The sequence below is a fragment of the Pedobacter steynii genome, from assembly GCF_001721645.1.
GTDB classification, from domain to species: domain Bacteria; phylum Bacteroidota; class Bacteroidia; order Sphingobacteriales; family Sphingobacteriaceae; genus Pedobacter; species Pedobacter steynii_A.
This window is the reverse complement of sequence record NZ_CP017141.1, coordinates 5394519-5416307: the sequence shown is the minus strand read 5'-3', so window position 1 is coordinate 5416307 and position 21789 is coordinate 5394519. Positions and strand designations below refer to the sequence as shown.

General features: G+C 42.1%; 22 protein-coding genes. 14 read left to right on the top strand and 8 right to left on the bottom strand.

Annotation, left to right across the window (positions count from 1 at the left end):
- Positions 1–4: 4 nt before the first annotated feature.
- The gene (locus tag BFS30_RS22405) at positions 5–700 is read left to right on the top strand and encodes a hypothetical protein (RefSeq protein ID WP_069381328.1); all 696 of its coding nucleotides are present in this window, start codon (positions 5–7) and stop codon (positions 698–700) included.
- A 15-nt stretch (positions 701–715) separates the two neighbouring features.
- Here the strand turns inward: BFS30_RS22405 and BFS30_RS22400 are convergent, their stop codons facing one another.
- A complete protein-coding gene (locus tag BFS30_RS22400; RefSeq protein ID WP_069381327.1) occupies positions 716–1477 on the bottom strand; it encodes a response regulator transcription factor in 762 nt (253 codons plus the stop codon).
- A 143-nt stretch (positions 1478–1620) separates the two neighbouring features.
- Between BFS30_RS22400 and BFS30_RS22395 the strand changes: the two genes are divergently transcribed.
- The 5 genes from BFS30_RS22395 to BFS30_RS22375 all read left to right on the top strand — a co-directional run bounded on the left by BFS30_RS22395 (position 1621) and on the right by BFS30_RS22375 (position 4790).
- Positions 1621–1809: a hypothetical protein gene (locus BFS30_RS22395; RefSeq protein ID WP_069381326.1), complete on the top strand. Its 189-nt coding sequence runs from the start codon at positions 1621–1623 to the stop codon at positions 1807–1809.
- Between the two features lie 30 nt (positions 1810–1839).
- A complete protein-coding gene (locus BFS30_RS22390) occupies positions 1840–2586 on the top strand; it encodes a DUF3667 domain-containing protein (protein ID WP_069381325.1) in 747 nt (248 codons plus the stop codon).
- Between the two features lie 129 nt (positions 2587–2715).
- Complete coding sequence (locus tag BFS30_RS22385; RefSeq protein WP_208603000.1) at positions 2716–3090, top strand: DUF1801 domain-containing protein; 375 nt, start codon at positions 2716–2718, stop codon at positions 3088–3090.
- Between the two features lie 81 nt (positions 3091–3171).
- Positions 3172–4440 (top strand): M20 metallopeptidase family protein, encoded by a 1269-nt coding sequence (locus BFS30_RS22380; protein ID WP_069381323.1) that lies wholly within the window; start codon positions 3172–3174, stop codon positions 4438–4440.
- Between the two features lie 86 nt (positions 4441–4526).
- On the top strand, positions 4527–4790 hold the full coding sequence (locus tag BFS30_RS22375) for a hypothetical protein (RefSeq protein ID WP_069381322.1): 264 nt from the start codon (positions 4527–4529) through the stop codon (positions 4788–4790).
- 6 nt (positions 4791–4796) lie between these two features.
- Here the strand turns inward: BFS30_RS22375 and BFS30_RS22370 are convergent, their stop codons facing one another.
- Entirely contained in the window at positions 4797–5453 is a 657-nt protein-coding gene (locus BFS30_RS22370) for a DUF4142 domain-containing protein (protein ID WP_069381321.1), read from the bottom strand.
- 298 nt (positions 5454–5751) lie between these two features.
- On the opposite strand from BFS30_RS22370, the gene BFS30_RS22365 reads away from it, so the two are divergent.
- The 5 genes from BFS30_RS22365 to BFS30_RS22345 all read left to right on the top strand — a co-directional run bounded on the left by BFS30_RS22365 (position 5752) and on the right by BFS30_RS22345 (position 11743).
- A complete protein-coding gene (locus BFS30_RS22365) occupies positions 5752–6855 on the top strand; it encodes a glycosyltransferase family 1 protein (protein ID WP_237028640.1) in 1104 nt (367 codons plus the stop codon).
- 1 nt (position 6856) lies between these two features.
- Positions 6857–8002, top strand: a complete 1146-nt coding sequence (gene glf, locus BFS30_RS22360) for a UDP-galactopyranose mutase (protein ID WP_069381319.1) — start codon at positions 6857–6859, stop codon at positions 8000–8002.
- Positions 7980–10076: a family 1 glycosylhydrolase gene (locus BFS30_RS22355; RefSeq protein ID WP_069381318.1), complete on the top strand. Its 2097-nt coding sequence runs from the start codon at positions 7980–7982 to the stop codon at positions 10074–10076. Before glf ends, BFS30_RS22355 begins: the two co-directional genes overlap by 23 nt.
- 135 nt (positions 10077–10211) lie before the next feature.
- Positions 10212–10766 carry a ferritin-like domain-containing protein gene (locus BFS30_RS22350; protein ID WP_069381317.1) on the top strand — a complete coding sequence of 185 codons (555 nt, stop codon included), beginning with the start codon at positions 10212–10214 and terminating at the stop codon, positions 10764–10766.
- A 35-nt stretch (positions 10767–10801) separates the two neighbouring features.
- The gene (locus tag BFS30_RS22345; RefSeq protein WP_069381316.1) at positions 10802–11743 is read left to right on the top strand and encodes a manganese catalase family protein; all 942 of its coding nucleotides are present in this window, start codon (positions 10802–10804) and stop codon (positions 11741–11743) included.
- A gap of 125 nt (positions 11744–11868) precedes the next feature.
- Here BFS30_RS22345 and BFS30_RS22340 read toward each other — a convergent pair whose 3' ends face one another.
- From BFS30_RS22340 to BFS30_RS22320, 5 genes are all read right to left on the bottom strand, one after another.
- Positions 11869–12405, bottom strand: a complete 537-nt coding sequence (locus tag BFS30_RS22340; protein ID WP_069381315.1) for an RNA polymerase sigma factor — start codon at positions 12403–12405, stop codon at positions 11869–11871.
- Between the two features lie 231 nt (positions 12406–12636).
- On the bottom strand, positions 12637–12912 hold the full coding sequence (locus BFS30_RS22335) for a hypothetical protein (RefSeq protein ID WP_069381314.1): 276 nt from the start codon (positions 12910–12912) through the stop codon (positions 12637–12639).
- Positions 12913–12922: 10 nt separating this feature from the next.
- Positions 12923–13180: a hypothetical protein gene (locus tag BFS30_RS22330; RefSeq protein WP_069381313.1), complete on the bottom strand. Its 258-nt coding sequence runs from the start codon at positions 13178–13180 to the stop codon at positions 12923–12925.
- 49 nt (positions 13181–13229) lie between these two features.
- Entirely contained in the window at positions 13230–14240 is a 1011-nt protein-coding gene (locus BFS30_RS22325; protein ID WP_069381312.1) for an SDR family oxidoreductase, read from the bottom strand.
- 55 nt (positions 14241–14295) lie between these two features.
- Complete coding sequence (locus tag BFS30_RS22320) at positions 14296–15456, bottom strand: zinc-dependent alcohol dehydrogenase (protein ID WP_069381311.1); 1161 nt, start codon at positions 15454–15456, stop codon at positions 14296–14298.
- 249 nt (positions 15457–15705) lie between these two features.
- Here BFS30_RS22320 and BFS30_RS22315 point away from each other — a divergent pair, with 249 nt between their 5' ends.
- From BFS30_RS22315 to BFS30_RS22305, 3 genes are all read left to right on the top strand, one after another.
- Entirely contained in the window at positions 15706–16002 is a 297-nt protein-coding gene (locus BFS30_RS22315; protein WP_069381310.1) for a hypothetical protein, read from the top strand.
- A gap of 109 nt (positions 16003–16111) precedes the next feature.
- Entirely contained in the window at positions 16112–18319 is a 2208-nt protein-coding gene (locus tag BFS30_RS22310) for a hypothetical protein (protein WP_069381309.1), read from the top strand.
- A gap of 18 nt (positions 18320–18337) precedes the next feature.
- Positions 18338–19006 carry a DUF6766 family protein gene (locus BFS30_RS22305; RefSeq protein ID WP_069381308.1) on the top strand — a complete coding sequence of 223 codons (669 nt, stop codon included), beginning with the start codon at positions 18338–18340 and terminating at the stop codon, positions 19004–19006.
- Between the two features lie 9 nt (positions 19007–19015).
- Here BFS30_RS22305 and ligD read toward each other — a convergent pair whose 3' ends face one another.
- Positions 19016–21775 carry a DNA ligase D gene (gene ligD / locus BFS30_RS22300; RefSeq protein WP_069382615.1) on the bottom strand — a complete coding sequence of 920 codons (2760 nt, stop codon included), beginning with the start codon at positions 21773–21775 and terminating at the stop codon, positions 19016–19018.
- Between the last annotated feature and the right edge of the window lie 14 nt (positions 21776–21789).

Below are 21789 nucleotides of genomic sequence, written 5' to 3'. Positions count from 1 at the left end.
AACGATGAGTAACGCTCCCCTAACCGCATTGTTAAATATCCCTGAAGAAGCAGGTTATTTCTTTCCCAACAGACATTTTGAATGGATCTCCGACGAATATCTTTACCACTTAATGATTACAAAACTTGAATCCATTCCACAAATTAACAGGATTATTATCAACACCGATTCTGGCCGGATTAAAGGTAGCTCTTTCCGATCGGGAAAAGTAAAAGTGATAAACGTGTATAAAGCAGAACCACAGGAGATCGAAATGGAACTTAGCTCCGACAAAGTCACCACCGCATTGCTTGAACATACAGATGGAGAACATTTCCTGCAGCTCGGGCCGATTTTCCCCTTCCTGAAACAAAAAACTATCCAGGACGTAATCGATACCTACTACAAATACGTGATCCATCAGGAAGATTTCAGTAATGATTCGGTTTTTACCATTAAAACCCTGAACCGCAGATACTATGATAGCGACACCAGTTTCATACGCGAAGATCGTCCAAATACCTTCATAGAAGATGGAATATTGCACGTTTTTAACCGGGCAACATTCCGAAATTCAGGCAATCGTAAAGTAGGAAAAAACCCCTTTGCCTATATCGTTGAGGAGATCGAAAATCTCGCCATTGATTCGGAAGAGAACTACCGTCTTGCTGTGTTAATTGATAAAAACCGCCATCAGTTTCCCAATATTTTCAACAGGTAATCTACATGTCCCGTATTAAATAATCTTGTTATTAACGGCATATGAAAGCGCTTCTACGATATTACTCACCCCTAAACGCCCAAAGATTTGTCTTCTATAGTATTTCACCGTATCAGGAGAAACAAATATTTTTTCTGCAATTTGGTTAATTGTTAAGCCTTGTGCATGCAACCGCAATATCTCTATCTCCCTTTTCGTGAGTTTCGGTTTCTCTGATTTACGCCAGACATTGTGTTCAGTATCTAGCTCCCAGCTTTCATCAGTACCTTGTTTATGAATATAAACATTACCTGCATTTTTATGATGTGAAATAGAAACCATGCACATCGCTTTCCACATCTTTTCATCGTTTGTCAAAAACAAGGGAGTAAGCTTATGGTTGATGAGTATAGGTTTACCATCCTTGTTAATCAAATGAAAATCGTAAGTTATACTGTACAATTTTTTCGTATTCCCGGGTATTTTTGTGAAGAAATCAAACCCTGCTTCATTAATCAGATTCAGCAATTCCAGATCTTTTTCAGGAACATTTTTAAAATAGAACTCATAGCCCATATTCAACACTTCCTCAACAGAATGTCCACATAGAAACAATGGGTTTTCTGAAACGTACTCAAATGCCATCTTTTCATAATCAATAACATATATGCTTTCGTAAGTTAACCGTGAAAAAGATTTTACGACTTCCAAATAATGTTGCTGTTGAAGATGATCCTCTTCTGATATTTTTCCGAGTTTATTCTTGGTAAGCAGGCTTGAATTAATCTTGTGTTTCATTAGTGGCAATGGCTTAACGTCAAATCTACACTAAAGTGTAGTCTTTGAGAATTTTTTTGTACCCACTTTTATGAGAAACAATTTTTGTAGGGCCCATGAGCAGGCTTCTTTAAGATTATTGCGTTTTCTTTAATCATAAAAACATGAAAAATAAGCAGGATTCGGTATCGCTACCCTATTGGATTTTAGTAGTTATTTTAGGGATAGCCACATATAAACAAATAGATTTTGCAAACTTAAACTTTAAAAATACAGGTTTGGGAATTGTCTATCTGTTAACTTTTATCGCCACCATTTTTCTTATTGTAAAAAAGAAAAAATCGAACAGTTAATCAGGTGTTATCATAAATAAGGCGCGCTAAATGGAACAGCATTATTGCTTAAATTGCAACCATCAGGCAAACGATAATTATTGTCAAAATTGCGGACAAAAATCAAGTACCCACCGATACTCAGTTAAACATTTTGTGGAACATGATTTTATTCATGGGGTTTGGCATGTAGATAAAGGAATTCTTTTTACTATAAAAGAGCTTTTTACGAGACCTGGCCATAGTGTTCGTGAATTTATCCAAGGCAAAAGGGTAAACTATTTTAGCTTCGTTACGCTAATACTTTTAATTTTAACCATCTCCAGTCTTCTAGCGCCTTACCTACACATCAAATTATCCGATTTGATGCCAGGTAACGCAGAAACTATGAATTCGTTCGAGAAATTTGTCACAAAATATCCAAAATTACTGGTGATTGTTACCATACCCATTAATTCATTATTTAGTTTTGTATGGTTTAGAAAAGCAAAGCTAAATTATTCGGAAAATTTGGTTTTGAATTCCTACAAAGCTTCTTCAGAATTAATCATCGGGCTTCTTTTTACTGTTTTCGCCACATTCTGTACAAATGTTAAAACACTCACATTTATTTACTTCTCACTAATCACCCCTTCCGTATTTATCTACGGAATCTGGTATTATTATCAGTTTTATTCAGGCTATGGGTACAGTAAAAAAGCATTGTTTTTCAGAAGTATTTTAGTCATTGTATCCTATTCATTATTGCAGGTGGTTATCGGGTTTATTTGGGGGTTAGTACAATTATTAACACATTGAAAGTATTTTTAATGTTAAGACTTAGCTATATTGACGTCCGGATAAAATAGATTATTGATATCTTATATGAACATACAAGAACAGATCAAAAATTATATTACCAGTCAAACTGAACCCAAACGTACTGAAATGCAGGAGTTACACCAGCTCGTACTTCAAGCTCTGCCAGGGTGTAGATTATGGTTCGACAACGGTAAAAACAGTGAAAATAAAACAGTTAGTAACCCGACTATAGGCTATGGATTTCAGATCATAAAATATGCTGATGGAAAGACAAGGGATTTTTTTCAAATTGGCTTAAGTGCAAACAAAACCGGAATTTCCGTTTATATCCTTGGTATTGAGGATAAGGCATACTTAGCTCAAACATATGGAAAAAAACTAGGCAAGGCGAGTGTAACCGGATATTGCATTAGGTTCAAAACGCTAAAAGATATAAACGTTGACATACTTGAAGCGGCAGTACGATTTGGGGGTAAGACCAGGAATGAAAAAATAAGCTGATAAAATTATTTCATTATTGTAACCAATTAGATTTATAGTCAGTCTAACAGTTGCTGGTTTGAAATCAATTGGCTTTAAAATATGAAAAGACTTGTATTCATTTTAGCTTGCCTTCTTAGCTCTCCTGCATCTGCACAAGAGCGCTTTTCTCATCAGTCTATCCAGCTCCAAACTGATCGCATTTTTAATAATCTGGTCAAAATCAGGAGAGAATTTCATGAAAATCCAGAGTTGGCAGGTCATGAAATATGTACCCAAAAAGTTATTGCACAATATTTACTTGATTTAGGACTTGAAGTGGATACCAACATTTACGGACATGGTGTTGTGGGGATTTTAAAGGGTGGTAAAAAGGGAAAAAAGATCGCCTGGAGATCAGAAATGGACGCCCTACCTACTGACCATGCTGACAAAGCCCCTTTCAAATCCAAAAACAAGGGCATCCAACATGGTTGTGGTCATGATATACATATGGCAATCGGACTGGGAATAGCTAAAGTCCTCGCAAAAAATAAAGCATATTTAAGTGGAACCGTATACTTTATATTTCAACCTGAAGAAGAAACCTTTATTGGAGCAAAAGGCATGATTAATGACGGTTTGTTTTCAAAAATAAAGCCAGACGAGATTTATGGATTGCATGTAAGCGCATTACCGGTTGGACAGGTAATGGTCAAACCAAATGAGATGTTCGCCTATCAAAGAAGAGTAAGAATCAAGCTAAAAAATGAACTGTCGAAAGAGGAAGCGAACGTATTAACAAAAAAAATCCACAGTTTTTTATTCCGTTCAACAGCCAACAGCAAGCCCTGGGAAATACACCACATGGCTGACCCAAAAATTGGACTTACGAACCCCAATACAATTTTTAAAGATTACCTGTTTATGGATGAGAACTTTATCAATCGTTCTAAAAATAACGTGCTCTTTCTGGAAACGTATTTATACGAGACCAATTCAACATATCTGAAAGACATCATTCCTAAAATTAAACAAGCAATAGAAGACAGTGGTTATAAAGATCAACTGCTTTCCGTTTCATTTACACAAGAGAATCCAACAGTTATTAATGACGAAAAGTTAACGAACGCTGCATCAAAAACCCTTCAAAATATTTATGGAAAAGACGTAATCGTTACTGATCATGGCCAGGTCCCATTTTTTAATGATGACTTTGCCTATTTTCAACAAAAAATACCTGGTGTTTATTTCCTTCTTGGTGGTTCCGATATTGAAAAAGGAATTATTGCAATGAATCATTCGCCTGACTTTCAAGTCGATGAAGAATGTATCAGAACGGGGGTTAAATGTTTTTCCTCCTTAATCCTGGACCGTCTAAATAAGAACTAAAAAGCCATCTTAAACTATAACTTCCACCTGTAGTTGTGATAATAAAAGTAATATCATAGATTTGCGGCCCAATTACGAAAACATAAATGGAAGAAAACGACTTTGTATCCATCTGGCTGGAAGAGAGCGGTAACCCCGCTATAGAAGAATTGACGCAACTTAACCTGGACCTAGCCGGTAAGGCCTCAAAAAAGTTAGCGGATAAAGACCTTTCAGAAAATGACCTTGCTATTGCCCTGGACATCAATCCAGACGAAATCAAAAGGTGGCTGGCGGGCAAACACTCTTTTAGTAAAAAGACAATAAATGAGCTATCTGATGCGATAGCGGGTTATTCTATGAAGCGATAAAGGTTATTATTTTTTTTCAACTTTAGCCGGACTTATACCTAATAAATCATCCCCATTATTAGCGTTACTGATGTTAATGCTTTTACCGATCTCCACTGCAGATTGATAATGCTGTTGAATAAGCGGAAGTGTTTTAACAGCAAAAGCCCTCAGCTCCTGATCAGCTAGCCGACCACCCTCAGTAAACAATTGCACTGTTTTTTCATGATCATTAATCATCATACGCATATATTGCACATCGAACGCCCTATCCTCCAAACTGTTCAACTTTTCCAGGTGTGCAGCCATTTCTGTGGGAAGCGTCCGCGCCAGCTGAAGTCCTTTGGTTTCTGCGATTCCTTTTAACTCCGTATTGGCAAAACCATGATCCTTTAACATACGGGTCGCGAAATCCTTAACCATTTTATTCTTACTTTTTTTCAATGCTATTCCAGCTGCCTCTACCTCCATCATGCCCCCAACAGCAGCACTTAATGTAAATACTTTCGCATCTCCATTCAAATCAACATCTGCGTTAATCGCCTTCGCTCGTTGGGTAGTGTCGCTCAAAGAATCAGTGATTTCATTTGCTGTCTCATCCCGGCCATTCCGCTCTGCGTTGCCGCATGATTGTAACCCGATCAATAAACAAACAGGTAACAAGTTTTTCAAGTAGTTTTTCATATATCTATATTTAAGTTTGACAACAGCTAACAACCTTTTCTCAAAATAGTTTTCATTAAGTTCGTTATCATTTATCCTTTAGGTTTCCAACAAACCAGGTATTTCCCACTAATCCTGAAAGAACTACGCTTAAACATCAGAATAAATACCATATCGGGTTATTTCAAAAACAGTTTTTCAAAGACAGAGTTATTGTCTACGCTACGGTAAACTGGCGTAGACACCACTTACACCTATTATCACCTATATAAAAAATATCATGAAAGAACAATCCGCACTACCTGCCAATCTCGTTTGTTTGTCCCACCTAAGATGGGATTTTGTTTATCAGCGCCCCCAACACCTATTAACCAGGTTCGCAAAACAGACCAGCGTATTTTTTTACGAAGAGCCTGTTTTGGATGGAAATGAAGAATCCTTCCTGTCAGTTTCGCAACGGGAGGAAAATCTACACATAGTTGTTCCCCACCTGCAAAGAGGGTTAAATGAGGAGCAAATCGCAGTGGCACTCACTGCGTTATTCGATCAATTCATAGCCGATTTCGATCTTGAACAGACACTCTTTTGGTATTATACACCGATGGCGCTTACTTACACCGCGAAGTATCGGCCAAAAGCGATTGTTTATGACTGCATGGACGAACTCTCCGGCTTCAAATTTGCCCATTCACAGATTCGCGTATATGAGCAACGACTCCTTGAAAAAGCAGATATAGTTTTTACCGGTGGCCATTCACTTTATCAAGCCAAAAAACAATACCATGAAAACATCCATCCGTTTCCCAGCAGCATTGAAAAGGAACACTTTGCCAAGGCCAGAACCTGTGACGAAGCACCTGATCAGATGAGCATCAAAGGACCGAAAATTGGCTTTTTCGGAGTGATTGATGAACGTTTCGACCTTGAGTTAATCCGGCAGCTGGCAACCGATAGGCCTGATTGGAACATCATCTTGATCGGGCCGGTAGTAAAGATCGATCCTGCAACCCTTCCACAGCAACCGAACATCCATTACCTTGGTCAGAAATCCTACAATGATTTGCCAAATTACCTTGCTGGCTGGGACGTTGCCCTGCTCCCCTTCCTGCTCAACGAATCCACCCGATTTATTTCACCTACAAAGACGCCGGAATACCTTGCAGCGAATATCCCTGTAGTTTCTACGCCAATCCGCGATGTGATCAATCCCTATGGAAATCAAAACCTGGTGCACATCTGCTCATGTAGTAAAACCTTTGCAACAGCCATTGAAAAGGAACTGCATAGCCAGAACCGGACCGAATGGGAAATGCAGGTGACAGATTTTCTAGCAGACATTTCATGGGACAAAACACAATTAGAGATGACCAGTGAAATCTGCGATTGTATCTCCGAAAAAGAGAAAATTTCAATAGCCAGCTAAGATGTATGACTACCTGATTGTTGGAGCCGGTTTTGCAGGCAGTGTCCTTGCAGAACGCCTGGCGACCATAGCGAATAAAAAAGTACTTCTTATCGATAAACGCAACCATATCGCCGGTAATGCTTATGATCATTATGATCAGGCAGGGATACTGGTGCACAAGTATGGACCGCATATCTTCCATACCAATTCCCGGGAGGTATTTTCCTACCTATCTAAATTTACAGAATGGCGCAACTATCAGCACAGAGTACTCGCTAGTCTCGACGGACAGTTAGTACCTATGCCCATCAATCTGACCACTATTAATTTGCTCTATGGCCTAAATCTTTCCAGTAGCGAACTCACCGCATTTTTTGAATCAAAAGCAGAGAAAAAGAAAGACATCAACACATCCGAAGATGTGGTAGTTAGCGTGGTGGGAAGAGAACTTTATGAAAAATTCTTTAAAGGTTACACAAAAAAACAGTGGGACATGGATCCCTCGGAGCTCAATGCCTCGGTTACAGCCCGTGTTCCTACACGTACCAATAAGGATGACCGTTACTTCACTGACAGCTATCAGTCCATGCCGCTCTATGGCTACACAAAAATGTTCGAAAAGATGCTTGATCATCCTAATATTCACATTATGTTAAATACAGACTACAAGGATGTGATCGGGGAAGTGAATTATAAAAAGCTCATCTTTACAGGACCAATCGATGAGTATTTTGATTATCAGTTTGGCAGGCTACCTTATCGATCAATCGAATTCAAGTTCGAAACCTTAGACCAGGATAATTTCCAACCCACAGGTACAGTCAACTATCCAAATGATTATGGATTTACCCGTATCACCGAATTCAAACACCTTTCCGGACAACAACATAAAAAGACCTCAATTGTCTATGAGTTTCCGAAGGCAGAGGGGGATCCCTATTACCCCATACCAAAACCAGATAACACTTTGCTTTATGAAAAGTATCAAAAATTGGCAGCAAAACTAGAGCATACTTATTTTGTTGGACGTCTTGCTACCTATAAATATTATAACATGGATCAGGTGGTTGCTCAGGCGCTGAGCACATTTAAAAAGATCCAGAGCGAGGAATCAACCAACGCTGTCGGCCATCAAATAGAACATGGAAGTCTGGGGCGGAATTGAGTGTAGCGTCAACCGGGTGGGCGAAAATTATTTTGACCAACTGGAGTACGACAGCCTGTACGACAGGCCAGAACTACTTACACAAATTATTGGCCTGGGAGTGAAAACGCTCAGGTTTCCCATTTTATGGGAAAACAATCGCCCTGATAACAACAACGAGCCGAACTGGGTGGTAGAGAAACATCTTGAACTACTAAAGCACCATAAAATCAATGTTATTGCCGGACTAGTTCATCATGGATCGGGGCCACGCTACGCCCCGATCCTTAGCGATGATTTTGCAGAACAGCTTGCCCAATATGCCAGAATGGTAGCCGTAAAGTTCCCCTGGATCAATGACTATACCCCAGTGAACGAACCGCTGACCACTGCCAGGTTCTGTGGGCTTTATAGCCTATGGCATCCTCACCATAATGAAAGTATGGCTTTTCTAAAAATTCTGATCAATCAATGCAGGGCTACTATCCTGGCTATGCAGGCTATCAGAGAAGTTAACCCCAAGGCGAGGCTTATTTTCACAGAAGATCTAACTAAAATCCATGGTACACAGGAACTGGAAGCCCAAACCCTTTTTGAAAACCATCGTAGGTGGCTTAGCATTGACCTGCTTTGTGGTAAGGTAGACAGCACCCATCCCCTTTGGGGATACCTCATCGAACAGGGAATCCAAAAAGATCAGCTCAGCTTTTTCAATGAAAATGCTATGCCACCAGATCTGCTTGGTTTCAACTATTACGTCACATCTGAACGCTTCCTGGATCATAAATTTAACAACCATCCCCCCTGGACGCATGGTGGAAACGGGCAAAAGATGTATGCTGATATTGAAGCGGTCCGCCACTCCGATGCCAAGGTTGCTGGATTGGCAGCGCTGATGCGAGAAGCATGGCAACGCTACGGGCTGCCCATGGCCATTACAGAAGCACATCTTTGCTGTGGAAGAGAAGACCAGCTTCGTTGGCTGAAATCCATCTGGGACGATTGCACCATACTCAATGCAGAAGGTATTAATGTGATTGCAATTACGTTTTGGGCACTCTTTGGTGCCTATGGCTGGGATAAACTGCTGACAAAAAAACAGGGAACCTACGAATCAGGTGCCTTTGACCTTAGTTCTGGCAGGCCCAGGCCAACAGCAATAGCAAAGTTCATCTCCACCCTGGCGCATGGTCAGGTTTACCAAAGTGCAGTAATCAATGGTCGCGGCTGGTGGCAAACTAAACTCCCCCCCTCCAGCGATGTCCGTCCAATTCTTATAATTGGCGGTTCAGGGACACTCGGCTCTGGAATCTATAAAATCTGTTCTGAACGAAATATACCAGCTATTGCCCCTAAGAGCAATGAATTGGACATCACTGACTTACGACAAATTAAAAATGCCATCGCAAATTATCGTCCTTGGGCGATCATCAATGCGGCTGGTTACGTTAACGTGGATATTGCGGAACAAGAAGTAGAAAACTGCTTACTCACCAATACCATCGGTCCGGTAAATCTGGCAGAAGTATGTGAAAATCAAAATATCCAGCTAATGAGCTTTTCCACGGACCTGGTCTTTGATGGAAGTAAACCTGCAGCATACATGGAAAATGATCCTGTCAAACCTTTAAATATTTACGGCCTAAGCAAAGCCGAAGCGGAAAAACAAGTCTTATCCATCTATCCATCAGCGCTCATTGTTCGCACGAGTTCTTTTTTTGGTCCGTGGGATCGCCACAATTTCGTGGCAGTAGTTTTAGAAAACTTAAGAAAGGGAAAGGAATTCAGTGCAATGGATGATGTCGTAATGACCGCTACCTATATTCCACATCTGGTAAATGCAGCGATGAACCTGCTTATTGATGAAGAATCCGGAATTTGGCACCTGACTAATAATGGGGCTTTAAGCTGGTACGAATTGGCCGTAAGTGTAGCGGAACGAGGTGGCTATGATAGCACCCGCATCCTGCGCATTTCTCAGCAAAACTCAAAATTGCCAGCTTTGCGGCCTGCAAATAGTGCCATTGAAAGCAGTAGAGGAAAACACTTGCCCACCCTGGAAATAGGTTTAGATGAATACTTTGCATCGGTTTGAGTACTGAATTAAGCCCGTACTTAACGCACATAAATCGGATTAAATACTGGTCTTTGAAATCATTAAAACTAAGCCCTCCAGGGGATGTTATAGCTGCATATTCACCTTATTTATATAGAATTTTAAATCAACACTATGGCAACTACAACAAAAAAGAACAGCACAACTGGCACTAAATCTAAGGCCGGTAAAATGGAAAATTCAGAATTTCATAAATTCTTTGTAGATGAGCTAAAAGACATCTATTGGGCTGAAAAACACTTATCAAAGGCCTTACCAAAAATGAAAAAAGCAGCTACCAGTCCTGAGCTGGCAGCAGCATTTGAAAAACACACCGAGGAAACTAAAACCCACATCAATACCTTAGAACAGGTTTTTGAGTTATTGGGCGAGAAAGCCCAGGCAAAAAAATGCGACGCGATGGAAGGTTTGGTAAAAGAGGCCGAGGGCATCATTGAAGATACCGATTCCGGCACACTAATCCGCGACGCGGGATTGATTCTGGCCGCCCAAAAGGTAGAACATTACGAAATCGCTACCTACGGAACCCTTGTCGTTTTTGCCCAAAACATGGGGCATACGGATGCCGCAGAACTCCTACAATTGACTTTAGAAAATGAAAAAGCGACCGATGTAGCGTTAACCGATATTGCTGTCACCGCCATCAACGAGCAGGCAACTGCCGAATAAGGCAAAAAACACATCTACCTAAAAAAAACACAATTATGTTTCATCACTCGAAAGACTTACAATTTAATGCCAGAGTCTCTAAACCAGATCCGGCATTTGCTAACATCCTGCTCGAACAGTTCGGCGGGGAAAATGGCGAACTTGCTGCAGCAATGCAGTACTTTACACAGGCATTTGGTGCCAAAAACCCACATCCCGATAAATACGATATGCTGATGGACATCGCCACTGAGGAATTCTCTCACCTGGAGATTGTTGGTGCAACCATCCAGATGCTTTTGAAGGGCGTAAACGGAGAACTTAAAAATGCTGCAGACTCCTCAGAGATCATGCAGGTTTTAGAGGGTAAAGCAGCGAAAGAGAACATCATTCATGCCGCATTAACCGCCAATCCACAATTCCCGATTATAACCGGTGGCGGACCGACCTTAAGAAACAGTCAGGGCATTCCCTGGTGCGCGTCGTACATTCATTCTAATGGGGATCTGACTGTCGATCTAAGGAGTAATCTGGCATCCGAGTCAAGAGCTAAACTGGTTTATGAACATCTGATGAAATTTACCGAAGACCCGTATGTTAAAGACACACTTTCTTTTTTAATGACCCGTGAAGTGGCGCATTATAAAATGTTTGAAGCAGCACTGGAATCCATACAGCCAAATTTCCCACCGGGAGTATTACAGGCAGATCCTCGTTTTACACAACAGTATTTCAACTTTTCTCCAGAGAACAGCGTCCGCGGACCATGGAACCAGGGGGAAATGCCAAATCTAGGTAAGGAATGGGAATACATTGAAGATCCGCTAAATCATGTGCAACAGACAGAAGGACTTACGGATTTAGATGATCCTAAAACTGATGAACTTGAGGAAACCGATGAGCTGGATCAGGAAATGAGCGAGCTGCGAAGTACCGAAGTTAAATCCACAGAGCCAGAAGGTATTGCTGCATGGAGTGATTACGATACTCAGAGATAAAGAAAGCTTTATATTATCTTAATTAAAATAGCGGCGAGTAGTTTACAAAACTCTCGCCGCTATTTCTTTAACTCGTTTGTTGCTTCAGTCGGGATGCATATCAAAGTCCTCGTCACTTATAAAGATCAAGAGGCATTTTTTACGCGAAACTGCCCACTAAACATCTTCAGATTTTTTTTCAGCGCTATCCTTGCCATATGAATCCGTGTTTTAACGGTTCCAATAGGAATATTCAGCTCCTCCGCTATTTCATGATATTTAAACCCTTCAAAATATTTAATAAATGGATAATAGTACTCATGTGAAAGGTTATCCAGTGCCTTATGGATGTCAGCTAAATTACAGTTACTCTCACCTCTATTATAGGTGATATTACTATGGACGTCATTCATCGCTATATTGAAAGTTTCTTCCATATAACATCTTAACCTGACCCTCTTTTTGTAATTGTTAAGGAAAGTGTTTTTCAGGATGGTGAATAGCCAGCTTTTTAAATTAGTTCCCTCCTCGAAACCCTTAGCGTATCGTATCGCTTTTAGTAAAGTTTCCTGAACCAGATCTGCAGCTTCTTCCTGATCCTTGGTGTAATGGAAAGCGAATTTCTGCAGGCTGTCTTTAAATGTAAATAATTGATGGTTGAAATCTAGTGGCGCTGTTTTCATAGTCGATTTATTTATTGATAGATGCGAACAAAGTTCCAAACACCATACCCTATAAATCCGGAAACGTAAGCAAACGACGAAAATGGCCATTCCAGTGCAACTTTGGGTAGCCCACACTTCTAAACACGTATTAATTTGTCGGGCACGGGAATATATACGTGTCTGAAAAATTAATACCTGTATTCAAATTAGCGCTACTTAGATTCCGTTGAATAAATTCCTCTCAAAGTACTACTTCGAAATATGCCTGCCTATCTGCTGGACGATCAGGTTGTCCAGCAGAATATCCCGATAAGCTGAGGTCTCCCCATATTCGTCTATTGGAAATCCCTCAGGCTGTAACTGCTCAGCCGTGATCGCTTCCCAGTTTTCACCATCACTTCCCATAAAGACCTCGCCCACCAATGCTCCATGATAAAAGATTTTGTAGTTACCCGCTTCCTGCGGATGAATGTTCAGGTCAATTTTTTCTCCATTACCACTAAGAATAATATTAAAAGGATCCATAGAAAATTAATTATATTGGTTTATTATTTAAATATTCTTCAGTCTGTTCAGCTAACTGCGTCAACAGCGCTATAACCACAACTCCTTCCCCGCACCAGATTTTCCCTGTCTTACGGAATTCCTGCCAGATGGTTCCCAGGGGAATATGCTCGTCAAAAATCGCATATTTGGGTTCCTCACGGTCGGGAACCACCAGTAAAGACTTGCTTTCCCCTTCAATGGTCACCAGTATCTGAAATGGCTCCCATTCTTCTGCTATTTGTCCCATATTTCAATCATATTTATCGTTAAAATCCTCATAAGAACTCTTATATGACCTAAGGCTGCCCACTACCACCTGCAGCTCCATAAATCTGACCTGTCGAGTAACTCGCATCATTCGCAGCAAGCTGTACATAAATGGAGCACAATTCAACAGGCTGCCCAGGTCTGGCCAGAGGCGTATCTCCTCCGAAATTTTTCAGCTTTTCCATCGTCGCTCCGCCACTAACTTGCAATGCCGTCCATATCGGACCTGGCGCCACGCCATTTACACGAATCCCTTTTGGTCCCAGTTGTTTAGCCAGCGACCTTACATAACTCGTATTTGCGGCCTTGGTCTGCGCATAATCAAATAGTTCAGCCGAGGGATCTGTAGCCTGTACCGAAGTTGTGGCAATAATCACAGCGCCCGGTTTCAAATGCGGTAGAGCAGCCTTGGTAATCCAAAAAGGTGCATAAATATTGGTTTTCATCGTTGCATCAAAATCCTCTGAACTGATGTCTAAAATAGATTCCCTGGCCTGCTGACGGCCGGCATTGTTCACCAGAATATCCAGGCCACCAAGTCCTTTTATCGCCTCATCCACCAAACGCTTACAAAAAGCTTCATCCCGCAAATCACCAGGAATAGCGATCGCTTTACGTCCCTCCTTTTTGATTAGCTCAATGACCTCTTTTGCATCCGGCTCCTCAGCAGGCAAGTAGTTGATGGCCACATCAGCACCTTCCCGGGCATAAGCAATAGCAGCTGCCCGTCCCATCCCCGAATCTCCACCAGTGATCAGCGCCTTACGACCGCTCAACCGGCCTGATCCTTTATAACTGCTTTCTCCGTGATCCGGCCGTGGATCCATTTTACTGGCTAGTCCGGGCCATGGTTGTTTCTGTTCTTTAAAAGGCGGTTTGGCATATTTCGTTGTCGGATCCTCAAGCCCGGCTGAAACAGAGTAACTTCCTGCCGTTGAACCAGTTGCAGCCAATACAGGACCCGCAGCCATCGCAGCCACCCCTGCACCTAAACCACCTATAACCGCACGACGACTCATCATATTCTCTTCATTTGTCATAATTTCCAATTTTTAGTTCAAACATTTATTTCATTACCCTGCAGACTTCTGCTGCCTACCAAGGTTTCAACACAACTTTCACACACTCATCCGCTTTTTCATCAAAGAGTTTATACCCCTGAGCCACTTCACTTAAGGGCATACTATGGGTAATGATATCATCCAGCACTACTTTCTCCTCAGTTACCAGCGAAATCAAATGATCGATATAGTTCAACACCGGCGCCTGCCCCTGTTTAATAGTAATGCCTTTATCAAAGATTCTAAACAATGGAAAGTTATCATATGGGCTACCATAAACACCCAAAATCGATACCGTCCCACTCCGGCGAACCGCTTCAAAACACATTTCCAACACTTTCATACTTCCCTTTTCAAAATTAATGGTAGCTTTTACCTTATCCATAAAACTGCGTTCAGGTTCGAATCCTACCGCATCAATACAAACGTCAGCTCCCCGTCCGTTCGTCATTTCACGAATCGCTTCTACCACATCAACCTTATGTGGGTTTAGTATATCTACTTTATTAACCGCCTTTGCCTTTTCCAGGCGATAATTCAGTGGATCAATGGCAATCACACGGCTCGCCCCATTTAACCAGGCGGCTTTTTGCGCCATTAATCCGACCGGGCCGGAACCGAAAATCGCTACTACCTCACCGCCTTTTAACTGCGCCCAGTCTATCCCGGACCAACCCGTAGGAAAAATATCCGTCAAAAACAAAGCCTGCTCATCTGTTAGGTGATCAGGAATGATCCTGGGGCTGACATCTGCATAAGGTACGCGGACATATTCCGCTTGTCCCCCGGAATAACCTCCGTACAGATCTGTATAACCAAACAATGCGGCACCTTTCTGATCCATCATATCCCCATTTGGGCCATAATGTTTGTAATTGGAATTTTCGCAACTTGGTGAAGCGGCATGGTTGCAGAAAAAACACTGGCCGCAGGCAATCGGAAAAGGAACGATCACCCGATCACCTTTTTTCAGGTTTTTCACTTCTGCACCAACTTCCTCTACGATCCCCATAAACTCATGTCCCATCACCATATCGGTAGTTTGTGGCACCGCCCCGCTTAAAATGTGCAGGTCTGAACCACATATCGCTGTACTGGTTACTTTCAAAATGATATCTGTAGCCAATTCAATCTTCGGATCGGCGACCGTGGTATAACTGATATCCCCGGGTTTGTGAAATACTGCTGCTTTCATAGTATCGACATTTAGTAGATGAGCTATTCCAACAACCTGAAATTGAGATTGTTTAATAAACTTTCAGCTCATTTTTGTTTGAATTTCTGAAACAAAATTTAAGTTAAGATGTTGTCGCACGCATTCCTTTCTGCTTTTTGCGCTCAAGCAAAAATCCTTTTAAATATTCTAAACAAATCTTAAAGCTGCTGGTTAGTTACCCGCAATTGATCATTATGGTTAATGATCAGCACCTAAAAATCTACTACTATGGAAAATCAAAATCAATCACCAGAAGAAGAAATTGTAAATCCTGGACAATTCCAGGTTGGTCGTAATCCCGAAGAACAGGAAAACGAGCAAAACGATGAGGGCACAGCTGATACTGAAGAAACCGGTTACACACCAGGAGAAACAGAATTCGCCGACGGAGAAGGCACCCGCCTGAACGAGGAAATTGAAGAACAGGAAAATGATCCGGAAACCGAAGATTACGAGGATCAGGATACCGACACCGAGAATGATGAAGACGCGGATTATGAAAATCCGAAAGATGATCCGGCATAGCAATTTTCTCAGTGCTTACCCGGCCAATAGGTCGGGTAAGCAACTTAAAACAAAGATATGAAAAGCGAACTGAGCACTCAATTAAAGCACAACTGATTTTAAGCTGACTATGAATGCATTATCCCCATGGGCCATATCCTCGAGTACTGAACTGGCCGGCAACACATCAGTAATTTTTGAACTGAAAGCAGATCCTGTTACTTTTAAAGTGAACCTTACCTCGGATTCTATATGGATTCAAACAGAACTACCCGCAGGCGGACGGGTCGCCTTTCGAGCCGCATATAGCCCGGGAACCAACCTGGAGATCGTAAAAACTACTCCTCAGGCAGAAGGAATAATCCTCAGCCTTGCTTCAGCTATAGGAAAGCAAAATCTCAGCATTGTCATAGATCAGACGGAAAGCTCCCCTGTATTGCGGTATACCAGCAGCCTGATACCAGCAAAAGAAATGCTTATACCCAACTGGCCAAAAGACATTTTGTTTAATGGACAAAAAGATAATCCTGAACAAACCGATGGAAAGATCCATGCCGGCCAGTTCGGCACCCGGACAGGATTTCTGTATTTAAGCCAGACCAGACCAAAATCCGCTACCTTGCTATACCTACAAAACCTGACCGCATTGTGTGATTACTGCGATCGAACTGAAACCTCTCTCGGCGATACTGTTGGTGGAGAATGGCCCGAATTGGGGTTTTCCCTACCACCTTCTAAAAAGCCATTACCAGCCGGCGAAGAAGTTATCCTCTCTGATGCCTTTATCGCTTTCAGTGAAGAGGTGCCGGAAAAAGAATCAGATCTTATGCGGTTATATCTGGACTTACTCGCCAGAATTTACCTGCTATTACCCAAACCGGAAACAGCATACAAGCACTGGCCCGACATCCTGGACAAAGGACTCAAAGACCTTATCGACAGCCCAGGCTGCTGGTCACAAGTAACGGGACATAAATACTTTAACGCCTATGTAAGTGACTATGAAACACCGCCTGAGATCATGGTACAGCTCGCTGTTTTACTCCCACTGATTGATTACATAGAATGGAGCAAAAAAGAAATGGAAGTGACCAAAACTATAAAAGAAGGTCTGCCAGCCTTTTTTGATAAAAAACTAGGCACAATTATGCGCTGGCTTCCTGCCGCTGAAGACAAGCTCAAAGGAGAAGAAGAGCAAAAAGTGCCAAAAGTGATGGATTCCTGGTACCTGCACCATCCCTTGCTGAATCTTTCCAGACTTGCACTTAAAGGAGACAAAATGGCTAAACAGCTCTTCCTCGATTCATTGGAATTTGCCATAAAGGTAGCGCATCACTTTAAATATCAATGGCCCGTATTCTATAAAATGGATACTATGGAAGTTATCAAAGCCGAAACTGCCGAAGGCAAAGGCGGAGAAAAAGATGTGGCTGGCATTTTTGCTCATGTTATGCTCCAGGCCTGGGAATTGACTAAAGAACATCGTTATTTAAATGAAGCAGAGCGCGCCGCTAAAACCCTGCAGGGCTATGGCTTTGAAATCTTCTACCAGGCTAACAATACGGCTTTTTCATCCGGGGCATTACTCAGGCTTTATAAAATCACCAAAAATAAGCTGTATCTGGAGCTGAGCTATATGTGTCTGGCAGGAATATTCCGAAACGTTCAGCTTTGGGACTGTAACTATGGATACGGAAAAAACTTCCCGAAATTCTTTTCCCTATATCCACTCAACGATGCCCCTTATACCGCAGTATATGAAGAACAGGAAGTCTTCAGTGCCTTTCACGATTACCTGAAACATGCTGAAGATGTGGACATCCTACCCTCGGTAAAACTACTCATTGCAGAATACATCCGCTACCTTGTAGATCGTTCTGTATATTATTATCCGTCAATGCTGCCAACAGACATGCTGGAGGAAAAAGTTAAAATGGGGGAAGTGGATCCTAAACTCTGGATCGCGCTTGAAGATCTTCAGGATGGATGGCTGAAATCAGGAACTGTAGGCCAGGAAGTGTACGGTGCAGGCAATGCCTTCGGGATCCTGCCTAGACATTACCTGCAAATTCCAGCTGAGCCCTTTATGGTCTATACTGACTACCCTACCTCGGGATTTAATGCAAAAAAAGGAAAGCAAATCAGTTTTACCATATTGGGTGACCCGCGAATTAGCTGCCGGATGATGCTGGTAAAAACTAAAAAAAAGAAAATACCTGGATTTAAGGTGCTAATCAAAGGTCATAAAGTGCCGCTAAAAGCACGTCCGGTATCAAACGGCAATCTGGAATACACTATTCCTGGAAACAGTGATATCACAATTCAATTGCATTCTTAAGAAGAAAATCATTTTGAAATGAAAACAAAATCTAATCGTAATTTTTTTTACAGAAACGGATTGACCGCCGTATTCCTCACCTTATTTATAATTACTCTGGCTGCTCAGGCTTTAACAGGCTGGAATAAGCACAATCAGGATCTACAGGAAGACGATGCCCCGGAAATCGGATTCAGCACTTATCTTCAAAGCGGACATTTCATTTCCGCCACCTTCGAAAACTTTGAAAGTGAATTTCTCCAAATGGCCTTATACGTCTTACTTACTATTTCCCTGCGCCAGGTCGGATCGGCAGAATCCAAGAAACTGGATGAGCCCGAAGAAGTAGACCGTGAGCCTAAACCCTCCAAAGACGCCCCCTGGGCGGTACGGAAAGGAGGATGGATATTAAAACTATACAGCAACTCACTCTCCATTTGTTTTGCCATCCTTTTCCTGGGTAGCTGGGCCCTGCACCTGTACGGTAGTTGGCAAAACCATAACATCGAACAGCTAGCTAAACACCTGCCCAAAGAAAGCATAAGTGCTTACCTGGGTCAAGCAGAATTTTGGTTCGAAACCTTTCAAAATTGGCAAAGTGAATTCCTATCAGTGGCTTCCATCGTCTTTCTGTCCATATACTTACGACAAAAAGGTTCGCCCGAGTCCAAGCCTGTGGATGCCTCGCATATGGAAACCGGAAAATAAATAAGAACCCTATCCGAAGACCTCCTTAGCCTTATTGATAGCTTTAGCCAGGTCAATGCCATTACCCAAAATACCTTTAAACAGATCGCCTGTTTCTTTCAACCGGTCAAGGGCATTGAATATCGTAAAATCCTTCATCGTCATTCCAGGCTTTACCTCCTCCCAATCCAAGGGCATGGAAACCGTTGCTCCGGGCTTAGGCCTTAAGGAATAAGGTCCGGCAATGGTAGCACCGGGCCTGTTTTGCAGAAAATCAAGATACATTTTTCCTTTACGGTTAGCGATCATCCTTTCCATGCTGGTAAATTCCGGGACCTGCTGATGCACCAGCGATACAATGATCTTAGCAAACATTTGCGACTGATCATAGGTATACTTAGCAGCCAATGGAATGTAAATGTGTATCCCTGTAGAGCCTGAAGTTTTCACATAACAAGGGACCTCAATCTGGTCGCAGACTTCTTTGACCATCTGTGCAACACGAATCACCTCATCAAAAGTATTCTTATCCGGATCCAAATCAATCACACAGTAATCCGGATGATCGGGTGATTTGCTCCTGGAGAACCAGGGATTCATCTCTATACAACCCAGTGAAGCCATCCATAGCAGGGCCGCACTATCGTTACCCAAAAGATATTCCTTGTGTTCCCCCTCGCTAGTGGTATATGGAAAAGTATTCGTCCAGTCCGGTGCCTTACCTTTAACGTCCTTCTGGTAAAAACTTTTTCCATGAATCCCTCCTGGAAAACGGTTAAGTGACATCGGCCTGTCTTTCAGGTAAGGTAAAATATAATCTGCCACCTGGTAGTAATAATTAAACATATCACGCTTACTCACTTTATCTTCCGGCCAGTAAAGTTTACTCAAATGCGTGAATTTCAGCTCATGTCCGTTCAGCTTTCGCACCTGTGTCTCGTCTTTGGGATTGAGCAGGGTCTTACGACCCGTAGACTGCGGTGGCCGGATCGCCGAAGCATGCTGATCCTTCTGAACGGGTTTAGTTTCTGTGTCATCAGGCAATTCCATTTCCATGATGGCTTTAGTTTCCACAGCCGACTCTCTAACTACCTCCTTCGCCTTTTTGTCTATCCGCATTCCACGAAAAGAGGGATGACGGAATACACCATCACTGGTTATTTCTGCAAAAGCCACTTCACACACCAGCTCGGGTTTCAGCCAGGTTGCTTTAGCCTTTGGTGGATTGGGACGAAAACGTGATGCTTTATTCACATCCGGCTCTTCAGAAAAAGGTGTTTTACCGGTGACTAATGGCTCAAACTGTGCCATCATTTCTTTCTGATCTTTATCGTTAAACCCTGTCCCTACTTTCCCCACATACTTCAGGTGTCCATTTTCATAAACACCCAGTAACAAGGAACTGAACTGCTTGGATGTGCCTTCATTTTTAGTAAAACCAGCGATGACCACTTCCTGCCGAAGATGCACTTTGATCTTCAGCCATTCGGACGACCGGTTATTTTTCAAATATTGGCCATCTGCTTTTTTCGCAATAATGCCTTCCAGTCCCATTTTGGTCGCGGCCTGGAAAAAATCAGTTCCTTTAGTCTTAAATACCTTACTCAACCGAATTCTGTCATCCTCCTGAGGCAATACCTCTGCCAGGATCGCCTGTCGATCCGATAGTGGCAGTCCGGTTAAATCTTTCCCCTGGTACCAGATCAAATCAAATACATAATAAACCAGCTCCCCATCCGCCTCACTTCTCCAATTTTGCAAATGTCCGAAGTTAGAAACACCCTTATCATTGATCACGAGAATCTCGCCATCAACCGCTATGTCCATTTTCCAGCTTTGCATCAATTCAAAAATAGGATAGAATTTTTCATTAAACTGCTTATTGTTGCGGGACAACAGCTGTACGTCACCATTTTTCAAACTAAAACCTAAGGCCCGGTAACCATCCCATTTCACTTCATAAATCCATTCAGGATTATCAAAAGGCTCGTCTACCAGAGTAGCCAGCATAGGTTTCATACCAATTGGAATCTTGGATTTTTTACCCCTTTTAAGCAAAGTCTTTACATCCGGGGTTAGCCGTTCAGATGTAATACTTTCGCTATCGCCATTTCCAGTAAAATTTGCTGCAACCTCTTCATCAGCCACTTTTGCCTTGGCTTTCGCAGGCTTTTTCAGCTTCTCCTCATGGCCATTTCTCCAGACCTTATCACTGCTCTTTTCCATCTGTTCGATGCTCTTTTTAGAAAGTACAGATTTATCTTTTTTTATGATGTCAGTAGTTGATGCGTAATCATCTCTATGTTTGATCATCAGCCAGCTATTCTCGCCCATACCCTGAGTTTTGACCAGGGCATATTCTCCTTTGAGTTTCTGACCATGTAGCACAATTTTCAGTGAACCGGCCTTTAGCTGTGCCAGCAAATGCTTTTCCTGTGCCTTTTTTCCTTTAATTTTTTCTAAAGGTTCATAAGTACCTTCATCCCAGACGATCACTGTACCGCCACCATACTCTCCCTTAGGAATAATACCTTCAAAATTCTTATAATCAAACGGGTGATCCTCCACCATCATCGCCAATCTTTTATTTTCAGGATCAGTAGAAGGTCCTTTCGGCACCGCCCAGCTCTTCAGCACTCCATCCATTTCCAGCCGGAAGTCATAATGCAGGCGCGAAGCGTCATGTTTTTGAATCACAAACAGCAACTTACCTTCAGCCTTCGGTTTACCCGCCTTAGGTTCAGCTGTCTTACTAAAATCACGTTTTTTATTATATTTTTCAAGACTCATGATCAGGCATTTAA

Excerpts from the sequence above, each read along its gene's own strand:
- BFS30_RS22405 (WP_069381328.1), top strand. The coding sequence starts at position 5 with ATGAGTAACGCTCCCCTAACCGCATTGTTAAATATCCCTGAAGAAGCA.
- BFS30_RS22400 (WP_069381327.1), bottom strand. The coding sequence starts at position 1,477 with ATGAAACACAAGATTAATTCAAGCCTGCTTACCAAGAATAAACTCGGA.
- BFS30_RS22395 (WP_069381326.1), top strand. The coding sequence starts at position 1,621 with ATGAAAAATAAGCAGGATTCGGTATCGCTACCCTATTGGATTTTAGTA.
- BFS30_RS22390 (WP_069381325.1), top strand. The coding sequence starts at position 1,840 with ATGGAACAGCATTATTGCTTAAATTGCAACCATCAGGCAAACGATAAT.
- BFS30_RS22385 (WP_208603000.1), top strand. The coding sequence starts at position 2,716 with ATGCAGGAGTTACACCAGCTCGTACTTCAAGCTCTGCCAGGGTGTAGA.
- BFS30_RS22380 (WP_069381323.1), top strand. The coding sequence starts at position 3,172 with ATGAAAAGACTTGTATTCATTTTAGCTTGCCTTCTTAGCTCTCCTGCA.
- BFS30_RS22375 (WP_069381322.1), top strand. The coding sequence starts at position 4,527 with ATGGAAGAAAACGACTTTGTATCCATCTGGCTGGAAGAGAGCGGTAAC.
- BFS30_RS22370 (WP_069381321.1), bottom strand. The coding sequence starts at position 5,453 with ATGAAAAACTACTTGAAAAACTTGTTACCTGTTTGTTTATTGATCGGG.
- glf (WP_069381319.1), top strand. The coding sequence starts at position 6,857 with ATGTATGACTACCTGATTGTTGGAGCCGGTTTTGCAGGCAGTGTCCTT.
- BFS30_RS22355 (WP_069381318.1), top strand. The coding sequence starts at position 7,980 with ATGGAAGTCTGGGGCGGAATTGAGTGTAGCGTCAACCGGGTGGGCGAA.
- BFS30_RS22350 (WP_069381317.1), top strand. The coding sequence starts at position 10,212 with ATGGCAACTACAACAAAAAAGAACAGCACAACTGGCACTAAATCTAAG.
- BFS30_RS22345 (WP_069381316.1), top strand. The coding sequence starts at position 10,802 with ATGTTTCATCACTCGAAAGACTTACAATTTAATGCCAGAGTCTCTAAA.
- BFS30_RS22340 (WP_069381315.1), bottom strand. The coding sequence starts at position 12,405 with ATGAAAACAGCGCCACTAGATTTCAACCATCAATTATTTACATTTAAA.
- BFS30_RS22335 (WP_069381314.1), bottom strand. The coding sequence starts at position 12,912 with ATGGATCCTTTTAATATTATTCTTAGTGGTAATGGAGAAAAAATTGAC.
- BFS30_RS22330 (WP_069381313.1), bottom strand. The coding sequence starts at position 13,180 with ATGGGACAAATAGCAGAAGAATGGGAGCCATTTCAGATACTGGTGACC.
- BFS30_RS22325 (WP_069381312.1), bottom strand. The coding sequence starts at position 14,240 with ATGACAAATGAAGAGAATATGATGAGTCGTCGTGCGGTTATAGGTGGT.
- BFS30_RS22320 (WP_069381311.1), bottom strand. The coding sequence starts at position 15,456 with ATGAAAGCAGCAGTATTTCACAAACCCGGGGATATCAGTTATACCACG.
- BFS30_RS22315 (WP_069381310.1), top strand. The coding sequence starts at position 15,706 with ATGGAAAATCAAAATCAATCACCAGAAGAAGAAATTGTAAATCCTGGA.
- BFS30_RS22310 (WP_069381309.1), top strand. The coding sequence starts at position 16,112 with ATGAATGCATTATCCCCATGGGCCATATCCTCGAGTACTGAACTGGCC.
- BFS30_RS22305 (WP_069381308.1), top strand. The coding sequence starts at position 18,338 with ATGAAAACAAAATCTAATCGTAATTTTTTTTACAGAAACGGATTGACC.
- ligD (WP_069382615.1), bottom strand. The coding sequence starts at position 21,775 with ATGAGTCTTGAAAAATATAATAAAAAACGTGATTTTAGTAAGACAGCT.